At 63.6% G+C, this 13,205-nt stretch carries 13 protein-coding genes and 2 pseudogenes; 7 read left to right on the top strand and 8 right to left on the bottom strand.

What is annotated here, in order from left to right; genetic code table 11:
• Positions 1–158 precede the first annotated feature (158 nt).
• From MFF54_RS24950 to MFF54_RS24935, 5 genes and pseudogenes are all read right to left on the bottom strand, one after another.
• The gene (locus MFF54_RS24950; RefSeq protein ID WP_238306897.1) at positions 159–350 is read right to left on the bottom strand and encodes a hypothetical protein; all 192 of its coding nucleotides are present in this window, start codon (positions 348–350) and stop codon (positions 159–161) included.
• Positions 351–377: 27 nt separating this feature from the next.
• Positions 378–1,328 carry an IS481 family transposase gene (locus MFF54_RS24945; RefSeq protein WP_238306896.1) on the bottom strand — a complete coding sequence of 317 codons (951 nt, stop codon included), beginning with the start codon at positions 1,326–1,328 and terminating at the stop codon, positions 378–380.
• Positions 1,329–1,385: 57 nt separating this feature from the next.
• A complete protein-coding gene (locus tag MFF54_RS24940) occupies positions 1,386–1,931 on the bottom strand; it encodes a hypothetical protein (protein ID WP_283206319.1) in 546 nt (181 codons plus the stop codon).
• Positions 1,932–2,077: 146 nt separating this feature from the next.
• Positions 2,078–2,185 (bottom strand): annotated as a pseudogene (locus tag MFF54_RS27690) (hypothetical protein); the annotation flags it as partial.
• Between the two features lie 300 nt (positions 2,186–2,485).
• A complete protein-coding gene (locus MFF54_RS24935) occupies positions 2,486–3,238 on the bottom strand; it encodes a hypothetical protein (RefSeq protein ID WP_238306895.1) in 753 nt (250 codons plus the stop codon).
• A gap of 647 nt (positions 3,239–3,885) precedes the next feature.
• Here MFF54_RS24935 and MFF54_RS24930 point away from each other — a divergent pair.
• The 7 genes and pseudogenes from MFF54_RS24930 to MFF54_RS24900 all read left to right on the top strand — a co-directional run bounded on the left by MFF54_RS24930 (position 3,886) and on the right by MFF54_RS24900 (position 10,204).
• Positions 3,886–4,197 carry a plasmid mobilization protein gene (locus MFF54_RS24930; RefSeq protein ID WP_238306894.1) on the top strand — a complete coding sequence of 104 codons (312 nt, stop codon included), beginning with the start codon at positions 3,886–3,888 and terminating at the stop codon, positions 4,195–4,197.
• Between the two features lie 11 nt (positions 4,198–4,208).
• Positions 4,209–4,610 (top strand): annotated as a pseudogene (locus MFF54_RS27885) (relaxase/mobilization nuclease domain-containing protein); the annotation flags it as partial.
• A gap of 115 nt (positions 4,611–4,725) precedes the next feature.
• Positions 4,726–5,133 (top strand): hypothetical protein, encoded by a 408-nt coding sequence (locus MFF54_RS24920; protein ID WP_238306892.1) that lies wholly within the window; start codon positions 4,726–4,728, stop codon positions 5,131–5,133.
• Positions 5,130–7,043: a hypothetical protein gene (locus MFF54_RS24915; protein ID WP_238306891.1), complete on the top strand. Its 1,914-nt coding sequence runs from the start codon at positions 5,130–5,132 to the stop codon at positions 7,041–7,043. The genes MFF54_RS24920 and MFF54_RS24915 overlap by 4 nt, the downstream gene beginning before the upstream one ends.
• Before the next feature lie 377 nt (positions 7,044–7,420).
• Complete coding sequence (locus MFF54_RS24910) at positions 7,421–8,374, top strand: hypothetical protein (protein ID WP_238306890.1); 954 nt, start codon at positions 7,421–7,423, stop codon at positions 8,372–8,374.
• A 145-nt stretch (positions 8,375–8,519) separates the two neighbouring features.
• The gene (locus MFF54_RS24905) at positions 8,520–9,974 is read left to right on the top strand and encodes an exodeoxyribonuclease VII large subunit (protein WP_238306889.1); all 1,455 of its coding nucleotides are present in this window, start codon (positions 8,520–8,522) and stop codon (positions 9,972–9,974) included.
• A 23-nt stretch (positions 9,975–9,997) separates the two neighbouring features.
• Positions 9,998–10,204 carry a hypothetical protein gene (locus MFF54_RS24900; protein ID WP_238306888.1) on the top strand — a complete coding sequence of 69 codons (207 nt, stop codon included), beginning with the start codon at positions 9,998–10,000 and terminating at the stop codon, positions 10,202–10,204.
• Positions 10,205–10,584: 380 nt separating this feature from the next.
• Here the strand turns inward: MFF54_RS24900 and MFF54_RS24895 are convergent, their stop codons facing one another.
• The 3 genes from MFF54_RS24895 to MFF54_RS24885 all read right to left on the bottom strand — a co-directional run bounded on the left by MFF54_RS24895 (position 10,585) and on the right by MFF54_RS24885 (position 13,064).
• Positions 10,585–11,637, bottom strand: a complete 1,053-nt coding sequence (locus tag MFF54_RS24895) for a hypothetical protein (RefSeq protein WP_238306887.1) — start codon at positions 11,635–11,637, stop codon at positions 10,585–10,587.
• A 324-nt stretch (positions 11,638–11,961) separates the two neighbouring features.
• Entirely contained in the window at positions 11,962–12,468 is a 507-nt protein-coding gene (locus MFF54_RS24890) for a hypothetical protein (RefSeq protein WP_238306886.1), read from the bottom strand.
• A 149-nt stretch (positions 12,469–12,617) separates the two neighbouring features.
• Positions 12,618–13,064, bottom strand: coding sequence for a Het-E N-terminal domain-containing protein (locus tag MFF54_RS24885; RefSeq protein ID WP_238306885.1), 447 nt, complete (start codon positions 13,062–13,064; stop codon positions 12,618–12,620).
• Positions 13,065–13,205 lie beyond the last annotated feature (141 nt).

Here is a 13,205-nt window from a genome sequence, read left to right as displayed (position 1 = left end):
GTAGCTGCCCGAAAGCGAACGGTGGGAATGTCCGCCTCGGGTCAGGTGTTCGCATTCCGCTGTTCAGCAGACGGAACGAAACTACGCTTGCGCTCAGGATCGTTTCGCCTGTCGTACCCGCGGTCGTTCTGTGTACTGCGCCGTGAAGCAAGTGCTTATCACTTCCCCACGCGGTACAGGCCGAGCGCGTCCTTGATTGCTTCCAGCGTCGATTGCGTGACCCCGCGGGCGCGGCGAGTGCCGTCGCGCAGAATATCGCGGACGTCGTCCGGACGATCCGCCCATGCGGCGCGGCGATCCCGGATTGGAGCCAGCAGATCGAGCAGCACGGTTTCAAGCCGCCGCTTCACCGTGTTGTCGCCGAGACCACCGCGGCGCTAGGTGTACGGTCCCGGGATGTGGTGTGACGGATCGGCTCTGAAGCGTTCGGGCTCTCTGATCCAGGCTTGGCAGATGCGTTCGTAGGGTGTCAGGCCGCGCAGCGTCTTGAGCCGACGGGCGTGATTGTAGGCATCCACGAAGAGATGGAGGTGATCTCTGAGCTGCTCGTGGCTGTCGTAGTGGTAGCGCTTGACCGTTGCATCCTTGATCGTGCGGTTCATCCGCTCGACCTGACCATTGGTCCAGGGATGGTTCACCTTGGTCAACCGGTGCTCGATATCGTTCTCGGCACAGACGCGACCGAAGATGTGCGCAAAGGCATAGGCATCCTTCTTGCGGTTGGTGAACTGGATGCCGTTATCCGTCAGGACGATGTGGATACGGTAGGGAACCGCCAGGATCAGATCGCGCAGGAACTGCGCTGCCTCCATCTTGCCGGCACTCTCGACCAGACGGACGAAAGCAAACTTGCTGGTGCGATCGATCGCCACGAACAGGTATAGCTTGCCCTCTTCGGTGCTGACCTGTGCGATATCGATGTGGAAGTAGCCGATCGGATACTGCTTGAAGCGCTTCTTCTCGGGCTTGTCGCCTTCAATCTCCGGCAGGCGGCTGATGCCGTGTCGCTGCAGGCACCGGTGCAGGCTGGAGCGGGTCAGATGTACGATCGTGGGCTGCAGGCCGTAGAGGCAATCGTCCAGCGGCAGCAGGGTATGCCGCCGAAAGGCGACGACGATCGCCTCCTCCTCCGGCGTCAGCGTGGTCGAGCGCGGCTCCTTCGGCCCCATGGCGGCATCGGCCGTCGTCTCCCGATCCCGCCACTTCTGGATCGTCGTCGGGCTGACGCCGTAGCGCTTGGCCGCCGCTCTCACGCTCTCTTGACGTAGCTGTATCGCGCGACGGACTGCCTCTGTCGTGCGGGCGCTTCCGTGAAGAATTTGGCCCATAGCGCATCCCTCGCAGCATGGTGGTCAATCGTACCACCACACCGCGGGATCAAACACCTAGTGCGCCTTCAGCGCGGCGACGGCGTTGCGGTCGGGATCGACCGCGTCGAGGTAGGTGAACACGACGTTGCTCTCGACCCGGCCCGGGTCGGTGACACGTAGAGGTCGGGATCGGTGAACATCCGACGCACCGCCGCGCGGATCGCGTCCTCGGTCGACAAACGGGGCGAAAGCGTTGCCCTGCGACTTGCTCATCTTTGCACGCCCGTCGACGCCGGGCAGGCGACCTCTCTCGGGGATCAGCGCGCGTGCCTCCGGCAGCAGCGTGTGCCCAACCTGCCGGTTGAGGCGCCGCACGATCTCGTTGGTCTGCTCGATCATGGGAGCCTGATCGGCGCCCACCGGAACGAGCGTCGCACGAAACGCTGCGATGTCGGCGGCCTGGGCCACGGGATAGCACAGGAAGCCGGCGGGGATGTCGCGCCCGAAGCCGCGCGCCTGGATCTCCTCCTTGATCGTCGGATTGCGCTCGAGACGTGCCACCGTGACGAGGTTGAGGAACAGCTGCGTGAGTTCGCACAGCGCCGGCAGGGCCGCCTGCACGCAGATCGTCGTGAGGTTCGGATCGATCCCGACGGCGAGATCGTCAGGGCAAGGTCGATGACGTGTCTCGTGATGCGCCCAGGGTCGTCGGCGTTATCGGTGAGCGCTTGCGCGTCGGCGATCAGGACGAACTGGTCGTGCTGGAGCGCGACGCGGTTGCGCAGGCTGCCGCAGAAGTGGCCGAGATGGAGCGGGCCGGTCGGGCGATCGCCCGTCAGGACGACGGGGCATGAGGCGGCGGGGATGTTGGACATACGCGGTTCTCCGGATGGGAGCCGCCGTGTCGGAAAAGCTGTCGGGATCGAGAACAGGCCTGCCGGACAACGGCGGCAGGGTTCGTCCTCGTGAGATGACGTGTCGTGCCGCTCCTCAGAGGGAGCGCCACCACAGAGCGCAGGGTGTTGCGGCGATACACGTCATGGCCGAGCTGTCGCACGTCCGTCGTCTTGACGCCAGAGCCGTTGTTTTATCGGCGTCGACGGCGCCGCTGGCACCGACAGCAGCTCTGCCCGCGGCAGGTTGTGCCGTGGGCAGAGCGACGGTCACGCGAGCGCTCAGAGCAGTTTGCCGGGCTCAGGCCGCAGGTTGGCAGGAGTATCGTCTCGCGACGGTGTCGTCGTACCCATTCCACGCCAAGTGATGTTCGGCTCATGCGGACGATCGACCTTCGCGCTCGGAGGTGCGGTCCGCGTCAGCATGTCGATGGATCGTCTCTGTGCCTGCGCGACCGACCGGCCGTCGGTCGCGGGCGAGGCCGCGCTCTGAGGCTTCGCCAGGGCCGGACTGGCATCCGTCGCCAGGCTTGTCGCGCCGGAGACCGGACCAGGCGATGTGCCGCCCACGGGCACGGTCGGCGTCAAGGCCGATGACGGGGCTGCCGTGACGGGGACATGACCGTCTGCACCCGAGCCGACCGCCGCCGTCGCGGGCGCGGACGTGCTCCGTGAAGGTAAGTCCGGTTGCACGCTCGCGCCACGGCTCGACGGACCGACCGTCGGTGCATCCGGCGTCTGGGCTGCTGTCGCACCCCGGGGCGTGGGCGGCGTCGCGCTTGTCTTGACCTCGCTCTTCTTCTTGGCCGCGCGCGTCTGGCAGCGGCTGAGGTAGCGCTGCAGCTGCTGCGCGCTCAGCGCGCGTCCGCCGAAGCGCAAGCGCTTAGCGATCTCGTCGAGCGCGTGGCCGGCCTTGAGGGCTGCGCGGATGTCGGGGGCGAGCTCGGCCACGGCAGCGGCCGTGGTGATCCGCTGCGGCTGCGGCAGTGGCGGCTCCCGCATCAGCGCAGCGAGGGCTGCTTGGTTGGTGTCCATCTCGCTGCGGAGGATCGGCGCTGGCCGGGTTCGCGGCTGTGTCATCGCGTATCTCGCTGATTGGCGTGGGATCGCGTCGGGCGGCGGTTCCGAACCCGACCAGCCCATGGTCACGCTTGAGCAGAGAATTGACAAGTGGATGGCAGCGAATAATGCCCATAGATATGCTTGCAATGTGCGTTTTCGCGCTCGATTCGCAAGATAAAATCAGTACATCTGTTTGACAGATCGCGTGTCATCGGCTGTGTTGTCTGGGTGCTCAATCGATCTGTTTCAGGTCGTGCGGATGAGCGGTCCCGGAGTGAAGCCTCCCTCATGTCGTCCCGTCGAATCTCAGCCGCTTTCGGACCTGTTGCGCATGGGGTGCGAGGAAGCGTCGCCAACCTGCTCCGGCGCGCTGTTACCGGTTCCGCACGCCTTGCCAGCGCTCCGGCGTTCGCGAGCGGGAGCTCCCGGAAGGACGATCCCGAGGAGAACGAAGCGGGCAGGATGCTCTTTGCTATCCGCGCCGGCCGAGCCGGGCGCGGACCGCAACGAGACGCCGCCGTTCGGCGCTGACGCTTCTCACACCAGCTCACCTGTCGGGGCGAGCCCCCGAAACCCCGTCCCAGAAGCTCCCCAGAAGCAACCCGAGAAGGACCGCCGCGATGCCCGGCCAACGCGGAACCGAGCAACGGAACCTGACCAAGCAGGTTGGGATCCGGCTCACGGAGGAGGAGTACGAGCGCCTTCTCGGCGAGGCGCAGGCCGCCGGCCTCACGCTCGCCGCGCTTACCCGCCGGCGGCTGCTCGGTTTGCACATCACTGCGCAGGTCGATGCCGAGCTGATCCGCGAATTGCGCCGGCTCGGAGGGCTCGCCAAGATCGCCATCCGCACGCCGGGCATGGCCGAGCACGGACGCCTCGCGCTCGACGAGATCCGCCGCGCGATCGCGCATCTGGCCGAGCCACCGTCGTGATCGGCAAGCGCATGGACAAGCGCCGCGACGGCGCCCCCGTCGCCCGGCAGGTGACGCAGCTGGCCGCGTATATCGATCGCGGCGCGGGTGGGGCAGAGCGCGGCGACGTGCTGGCTCAGGGGCAGCTTCACCTGATCGCCGACACGCGATCGGGGCAGGTCGCGGAGATGATCGCCACCGCGATGGGTGCACCCCGCGCCCGCAGCCCGATCGAGCACATCGTGCTGTCCTGGCGGGCGGGCGAGCAGCCCACACTACGCCAGATCGAGCAGGCGCTCGCGATCCTTCTCGAGGAGTTGGACCTGCGCGGTCACCAAGTGCTCTGGACCCTGCATCTCGGCGGGTCGGGCAATCATCATCTGCACGCGCTGATCTCGCGCGTCGCACCGGATGCGGACAGGTCGACCCCGGTCGCCTTCGTCCACAACGCGATCGGGCGCGGGATCGCCCGGATCGAGCACGCCCAGGGCTGGCAACGCGAGCCCGGCGCGCACTTCGAGGTTCTCGAAGACCACACGGGAGAGCAGCATGTCATCCGGTACCGGACACACGGGCGGGCCGCCCACGATGCCCTGGATCGAGCGAGCGGCGCGGGAGGCTATCGGCGCACATCGCGAGGCCACGGGCGCGCATCAGGACACGAGCGAGATCCTGAAGATGTTGCGCGAGCTCGACGCGGAGGCGGACCCGCTCGCGGCGATCTCGGAGGGGCAACTGATCACGATCGACCGCCAGACGAAGCTGCTCGAACTGCTCCGGACCGTGCTGGAGGAGGTCAGGCAGATCCGGGCCGGACAGGATCGCCATGGCCTGGAGATGCAGGCTCTGAGCACGGAGGTCCAGATGCTGAAGAAGCGGTGCGACGAAACCTACGACAGGCTGGTGCGAGCAACGCAAAGGCCCGCGCAGCCCGCCGCCTCACCGAAGCCCGCTTGAGCCACGCCGCGCGCGTCAGGGCCGCCGAAGCCCGGCAGCTTGGTGCCGGTGCGGATCTGGACGCGGCCAGGGCCGAGCGCGTGATTGAGCGGCTGCGCGCGGTCTCGGCACCAACGCCAAAAGCGGCCTGCGCCCGTCTCGTCGCGGCGGTAAGCGCTCGGCAAGCCCATCGTGCGGCGGCATCCACTGCCCTAGTCGCCCGCAGCGTGGATCCAGGCGATGCCTTGCCGGCGGGCGCGGCGCGAGCGGAAGTGTACCGCGGCGAGGAGAGCGCCGCGCGGCGGGTGATCGAGGTCGCCGGTCCGATCGTGACGCGGGCTGCCTCATGGACCAATCTTCATACAGCCCTCGCCGAACACCGCATCGCCTACGCTGCCAAAGGGTCCGGCGCGGTCTTCGTGGTGGACGGGATCGTGCTCAAAGCCTCGACCTGTCGGGCGGCCAGTCGGGCCAAGTTGGAGGCGCGCCTCGGCCCGTTCCAGCCGGCCCTGAAAGGCGATGGTGCTCCACCTTTGCCGGGCCATCGCCGGGCACCGGCGGTCCCGTCGCCAAGGGCCGCGCCCGGCATCGATCCGGCGCTGTTCGCCGTCGCCCGGCAGGCGGAGGTCGCGGCGCGGGCGGACCGCGAGGCCTACGATGACCTCTATCCGGAGTTGAACGTCGCGCCCCTGCTCAAGGCGATCGTTGTCGGCCCGGCTCCGCGCGCCGCACCGAGCGCGCGCAGCCTCGCGCGACGAGCCGGAACGCCGCTGCCGCGTCTCGGCCCGCTGCAACGGCCCGAGAGAAGCCGGATGCCCCTGTCCGGCCTGCTCGGCCTCTATGACGACGGGCTGCAGGCCGATCGCTACCGGGTCGTGGCCGAGCGTGCCGGATCGCCCACGCCCGACCGGCTGGTGCAACTCACGCCCCGGCCGATGGCCGGGATCGCGGCCGGCTGGGCGGTGCTGGAGCGCGCGGCCGGGAGAGACAGCGCCGTCTACCTAACGCCGATCTCTGACGAGCGGCACCATCTCGTTCTCTCCGGGCTGCGCATTGAGGAGGTCGGGCAGCTCCAGGCGACGGGCTTTGCCCCGGCCCTGGTGCTGGACAGTGGGGACGGGCGCCACGAGGTCGTGCTCACCGCGCAAAACCGGGACCGGCCATACGAGCAGGCCGCCCTGGCCGAGGCGAGCGAGCATCTCCGGTTCAGCCTCGGGCTCGGCCGCAGCCGCTTTGGCCTGCGCATCGCCGCTGCTGATCCACCGGAGTCCGCTGCACCCGGTTCCGGCGATCCCGGGCAGCGGATCTACGCGCAGGTGCTGACCGCGACGGGGGCGATCTGCGAGCGGCTGGGCCGTCTCATCTCGCGTTTCATCGCGGTCTTCGAGCGGCGCTTCGGGCAGGGCCCGAGCTCGCGTCTCGGGCGCGGGATCGACCCGGATGGCGTCCAACCGCACGCCAACGCGCCGCTGTATTGGGCGCACCGGGCCGACCTGCTCGCGCGCTGGCAGGGCCGCTGGCCCGATCCCTCGCGGGTCGATGCGCTGATCGCCCGTCGCTTGCGCGCCACCGGGCATGACGAGGCGGCAGTGGCAGCGCTGATCACGGCCTGCGCACCGGGGGTACCGCGCATCGGCCGCCACGCTTGGCAAGGCTACGGATGGCGCGCGGCCGCCCACGCCTTCCGCACCGACGTGGACGACGGCGCGTGGGCGTTCGACCAGGTTTCGCTGGCTATGTGGGCGGAGCTGGAACAGGCGGTGAAGAAGCGCGCCGAGGCGCAGACGACGAGGCCCGTGCCGGTCCCGCCACCGCCGCCGCCATTCCCGGAACTGGCACGGCAACCGCGAGAGGACAAGATCGGACCGGGTACGACGTGCAGGACCGGGCGGCGTGGACGCGGTGATCCAGACGGTCCGGGGGACAGGTAGTCCGTTCAGGTCGCGGGCTTCGGATCGGATGCGTTGGACGACACTTTGGGAGGCGTGCGTTGGACAACACCCGAGGCCGAATGCCGGTTGTGCGGTAAGGGCTTGGCCCTGCGTTGGACATCACACGAAGACCGGGAGAATGGCATGCACATCTGAGCCGGTGCCGCCGGATGCGCGGTACCGGCTCGGGACGAGGATCGGGGAAGAGAAGGGGCAAGGATCAGAACAGGAATGGGGAACAGGGCGAAGGCACCTTCGCTCGAAACCCCGGAATGACCTGACGACGGGATGACGGAGGGCGACGCTCGCACAGCGTCCGCCCGAGGTCGGCGAGGCTCCTTCGATCCCCTAATCCCGCATCACGAAAGTCTCCCACCATGACAGATCACGACGCGCCGTCCGGCGCGAACGAGCCCGGCTGCGCGCTTTCCCCGACTGGCCTCTGGGTCCGCGCCCAGGTCCGGCAATCGCGCCGGCACCGGGACGGGCTGCTCCTCGCCCTCGAGCCGCTCGATCCGCACCGCCCGGGCCGGCTCAGCGCCGTCCTCTCCGGCCCCTTCCTACGCCAAGTCGAGGCGGCCTCCGGTGTCCTGCTTGACCCAGACCACCTCGTCGGCGAGCACACCCTGCTGCTCACTCTGGTAGTCGATCCGCTGCTGGGCCTGACCGGGCAGGTGCTCGGGCTCGAGCGCGGCGCCTTCCTCCAGGCTTGGCGCGAACAGGATCGGACAGCGCAGGCGGTACTGGAAGCGGATGGACTATGGGACCGCCAACGCGGCTTTCCAGTCCCGCAGAAGCTCCGGCGGGTCGTGCTGATCGAGCCAGACGATGCCGCGCCCCACCCGCTCGGGGCGACGCTCGCCCGCTGGTTCGATCAGGGCCTGCTCGAGCTGATCCGGCTGCCCGTCGCCTACGAGGAACCGGGCTCGGTCGGCGCGCTGCACGAGGCCTTCGGGGCAGCCTACGACCAGTGGGACTGGGGCACCCTCGACGCGGTCGTGGTCGAGCCGGGCCCCGGCTTCGCGCACCGCGTGCTCTCGGACGAGGGGCTGATGCGACGCATCGCCGTGCTGCCGGTGCCGGTGCTGTTCCGCCGGGCCGGCGCGCCGACACTGCTCGACGGTGTGGCCTTCCGCGCCTGCGACACCGCCGAGGCGCTGCTCGCCGACCTCTCGGAGATCCTGCGCGGCGAACTCCGCACCGGGGGCTACGCCCGCCTCAGCGCGATCGCCCGCACAATCGGTCCTGATCCGGCCGGATCAGCGCGTGCATCAGTGTCCGACGCTCCCGCCGATCCCAGCCCCGCCCGACAGGGCCCTCTGTTCGACTAACGCGGCGCACCGCTGATCCGGCTGCCCGCATCCGGGCGGCCGGATCCGCTCCTCAGTCACCTCGTCTCACGCTGCTCCTCGACCCTCCGCGCACGAGCCCGGGCGCTCGCGACACCCACACGACAACACGGATCCCAACACTCCTATGCGCCATCACAGATTCCATCACGGGCCGGACTCACCGCCCCGACCGCCGCGCCCGGCCTCACTGCCGGAGGGCGCCCACCGAGGCCTGCCCGATGCGGGCGATGCGGTTCACGCCGACGCGGCGGTCGTCGGCGAGCTGCGCGACCTGATCGGCTGGCTGCGCCAGCGCCTGCGCGGCGAGCACACGGTGCGCGCCAGCGTGCTCACGCTGGAGCCGAACGGGCCTGACAGCCATCTCATCCTGCTCGGCGAAGCCGAGGCCCGCCTCACCAACGATCCACCCCGGCTGAAGGCCCGGCTCGACGCGGCCGAGCTTGCCCAGATCCGGGCCGAGCACGGTCCTGACTTCGATCCCGCGGGGCTCGTCAACCGCACGGTCACGCTCAGCTTGCGCACCAGCCTGCGCCAGCGCTTTGGCCGCGGGGCCGGCGTCCAGGCCAAGGTCATGGGCTTGCTCTCGATCGGGCAGGTTCCGCTCGAGGCCGATCTCGACCGCGAGCGCACGCTGCAGCGGCTGCGCCTGGAGGGACGGCGCTTCGGACCGGAGACCTGGAGCGAGCCAGAGGATCCCTGCGACATCGCCCTCGTCGTCTCCGAGCACGGCGAGGTGCGCCGCGACGTCGAGCACGTGCTGCAGCCGCTCGAAGAAGCCGAACTGATCCGGATCCACCGGGTCTGGGCGATCTTCGAGGGGGCGGGGGCGGAGCGCTCACTCGCCGAGGCCTTCGCCCGGGTGGCGGGCCTGCAGCGGGAGCACAGCCTCTCCGCGACGCTGGTCTGCCGAGGCGGCGGTCCGGTCGAGGCGTTCCGGCCTCTCAACGCCTTCGGGACAGCGAACGCTGCCGCGAGTTCTGAGGTTCCGAACCTGATCACCGGCCTGGGTCACGCCGGCACACCGCGCACCGCGCTCGACGCGGTGGCGGCGCACTCGGAGCCGACCCCGACGGCGGCAGCGATGCGGGTGCGCCGGCTCGTCGAGCGCACCGGGACCCGGGCCGAACGGGCGCTGGCAGACCTCGATGCCGCGATCGAGGCGGAACTGGAGGCGGCCGGCCGCATCGCCCTGGCCCGGGCCGGGGCCGCCTTCGACCGGGTAATGCTCGATCTCGCCGATCTGGCCAACGAGCGGCTGTGTCAGCTCGGCCAAGCGGTCGAGCAGAGCCTGCTCGCCAATCTCGCCGCCGCCACCGGTGTCAGCGCGAAGGCCGCGTCGGCCGTTGCCACCGCCGGAATCGACCCGCTCGATGAGGGTGCCCCTCTCGACGAGACTGGGGACGACGATCTCCTGAGCGACGCTCTGAGGTTGGTGATCGCGGCCGGGACAGGCCGGGTCGTCACCACGGCCGAGCAGGCCCGCGCGGAGACTGACCTGCTGCTGCACTTCCCGGATGGCGTCGTACCCGCCCGGGTCGAACCCCTGACCACAGCCACACTTTACGCAACCACCCACTGAGCCACCACGAGGAGAACCCCACCATGACCAGGACCCGTACCGACAGCACCGCTGCGCCCGAGACGCCGAGCTTCCTCTCGGCGGTGAGGCGCATCGAAGCGCTGACGCAGGAGATCCGCCGCGAGGGTCTCGGCGCCTTCGAGAAGGCGGAGGCCGCCTACACCGAGGTCGAGCACCTGCGCGCCGCGCTGACCGCGCGCATCGCCGCCCTGCGCCACCGCAGTGCGTAGTCGAGAGCAGCGCCACCGCCGAGCCTGATGGTGCCGGTGGTAACGTTCCCGTAGGCAAAAGCGATGAGGCCACTTCCTTCATATGCGATGCCGTACAGGCATGAGCGGAGTTCCAAACCCTACAATTGCATGACCGGTATCAGACATCTTAGCGCAAGCGCCGAGCAGACTTGAGGAAGGCCTGTGTTGCGTGAACTCTGGTCTTTCTGCTCATGCGCAGCGTAGCGAAATAGCGAACATAAGACGCCATGCAGTAAATGTTCGATCGATTTTTGCTACAACATTGATAAGGATCTTTTTCCAGAGATACCATATCAACTCAATAACTTATATAATAAATCTCCGCAACCGACAAAAGGCAAATACATAACAGTGCATAGTCATCGCAATTTACGTCTCAAGAAAAAATTCAATAGCGGTATTACAATCAGAAATGCCATTCCAAGAAATCCCTTGCCTTGAAGGGTTCTCACTTCAAGAGTAGTGGCATCCATATTCAAAATTTTTTCTTCATCCGCGCTCAAGCTTGGCATCGGGCGAATACGCGCATATTTCTTCGCCCACTCCTTTTCTTGGAAACTAATTTCCTTATCGAGTTGATTAAGCTTTTGATCGTACTGTCTGTAGTACTTATCATTGCTTCGAATATTATTTAGATAATTTCCGAAGGAGCACTCTACCGCAGCCAAAGATTTAGCAATTCTTCGAATTATCTCCGACCAAGGAATGCCATTCCATTTGCGCGATAAGGCCAGTTGCTCAGCCCGCCATAAACGATATCCAATACTAATATCCTCACCGTGTTCCAAATCCTCGACGGACACGCCAACGTCAAGACAATCGTTCATACTTATAAGTATAAATGTTAAACAATTGGAGTACGCAACCAACTCGCTCAAATCGCTTGCTGATTTGAAAGGAAAGCCATTAAAGCCGGCTAGACAAGGGCCTTGATTGAAATTCGACCTTCTAACCTCCATACCTAGTCTAAAATTTGAACCATAAATCGCGGCATCATCGGCCCTAGACTCTAATATCGGCGCATACTTAGCCGCTTCGGACGAGCCTGATACGAAATCGACATGACCTTTAGTGTAGTGAATTACTTCGTGATAAATTATAATGTCCAATGTCCGGTCGACTATCGCGTGAAGTAATACTATTCTCCAGCCCTCATCGGGCATGACAAATCTAAAAGGACTTTCTCGATAATTTTTTATTAATTCAGACCAAGCTAACTGAAAATCTTGAGCGGGATAAGCATCGAGCGGATTGCCGTCGCGACCAAGGTCGAAACAACAAGTTTCTCTGTCTACCATCGCAGAAGCAGCCATGACCAAGCTTGTCATCAGCCCAAGACTTATAACAAGTTGATAGTCGCACGAATTGTCCGACCTAATCGCCGCAAATATCTGCCTATCTTCAATGAACACGCATTCAAGCTTCTTTGGCGGCTTGACGTTATTAGATACCATTCTACATCTAACCGAAATGAATGTCTCAAATATTTCAAGTAATATACAACCATTACTTCTTTCTTTAAGCAGGAACTTGTAACATTCGTCGAATTTGACAGTCCATGCATCATTGTATCTAGGCATTACGAACGCCCCCCGGCCGACGAAGGTATGAAAATTCATAGCCTAAAATGGTGGAATATCCTCCGAATGTTCGACCGGGCATATTCATATCTATAGAACCTATCTCTTACTAACACAATTTGATGAGATAAAAACATCTTATCGTCATTCTGTTGCTCAATTCCCGCGGCCGCCAGTAGGATGTATTTTTGGTAATCGAATAAGATCCCGAACATATTTGTCCTCTTTATCGAGGTTCAGATCTCTGAAAACTGATAACAAAAAATCCTCCTTGTGCTGATGAAATGCATCGAATGAATAAAATTCAGCAATTAGTGCCTGTGAAGGAATCGCGTGCGCTTGATCCGACACGGACGATCTTGGAGCGCGCCAATGTCTACCACCAAATATCCCATAAATTGACTTAGATTCGGCCGGCGTATTGCTGTTTTTTATCATTTTTACTATATATTCTTCGCAATACAAGTACGGCACTTTGGGCGGAGCATTGAAGTACATAAATCCTGGGCTAGGCCCGAATAATAAACCTTGGATTTCATTAAGTATTTCGTGAGCCTTGATAAGCTCCCCCGAACGTAAGGCTGAAATGTGTGATTCGTGTAGCTTTATAAAATGACGGGCTCGATGCATGTGGCCAATGCTAAGATAATATTCTTCGATCATCGTTGCGCGATAGCTCAATAACTCACACAGTCCGTCTAAGCTCTTCCCTGATTTCGTCAGGGCGCCCTGTAATAATATGCCACCATGCACGATTGAGTTGTTTAATTGGACCCCAATTGCGACAACGGCAGGGATTGCATCCGTTGTCGCTACCGTTTTCCCGGCAAGCGCCCGACAGTAATATCGCCCGTTTTTAGCTTTTCATCAATCTCGCTATCGTGTATTCTCGCTCCTATCCCGTCATATGCCGTAATATTCCCAAGCTCGACACGTTTAGTTTTTATGTTTTCAATATCAAGACCGACACTACGCTGGCCTTCTAATTCTTTAAACAACTGATCAGCAAGATACTTGACTTTTTGTTGCTCTTCGGCGGAGCGTTTGTCAACCTTCTCGGCAATGATCATAGACCTTCCTTGCGAAGAGGGATCGTTTATAAGCTCCTCAACGTCGCTTTTGGCCCACGTGCTAATTAAGTCTTTTAGATTCTTATAGGCATCCTTGACTGTTTCTCCGATCGAAGCCTTCAAAATCTCTGGTGCAGCGATCGCTAGAGCTGAGGCGGCAAGGGTGCCTATGGTAGCTGGATCAGGCATGGATGAAGCTTCGTATGACGGAATGGCGCGATCACGTTATCACCGAAATTTTCATTCTCAAGCGGCGCCTTACGGCGAAAGCCTGCTTTCGAGATTTCCTGATTGCGTTCAAGACGCTCTATTCGGGGGGGGGGGGGGGGG

This window comes from Methylobacterium gregans (assembly GCF_022179245.1).
Lineage (GTDB): Bacteria > Pseudomonadota > Alphaproteobacteria > Rhizobiales > Beijerinckiaceae > Methylobacterium > Methylobacterium gregans.
Note: the sequence above shows the minus strand (reverse complement) of the source record. Positions and strands in the feature narration are given on the sequence as shown.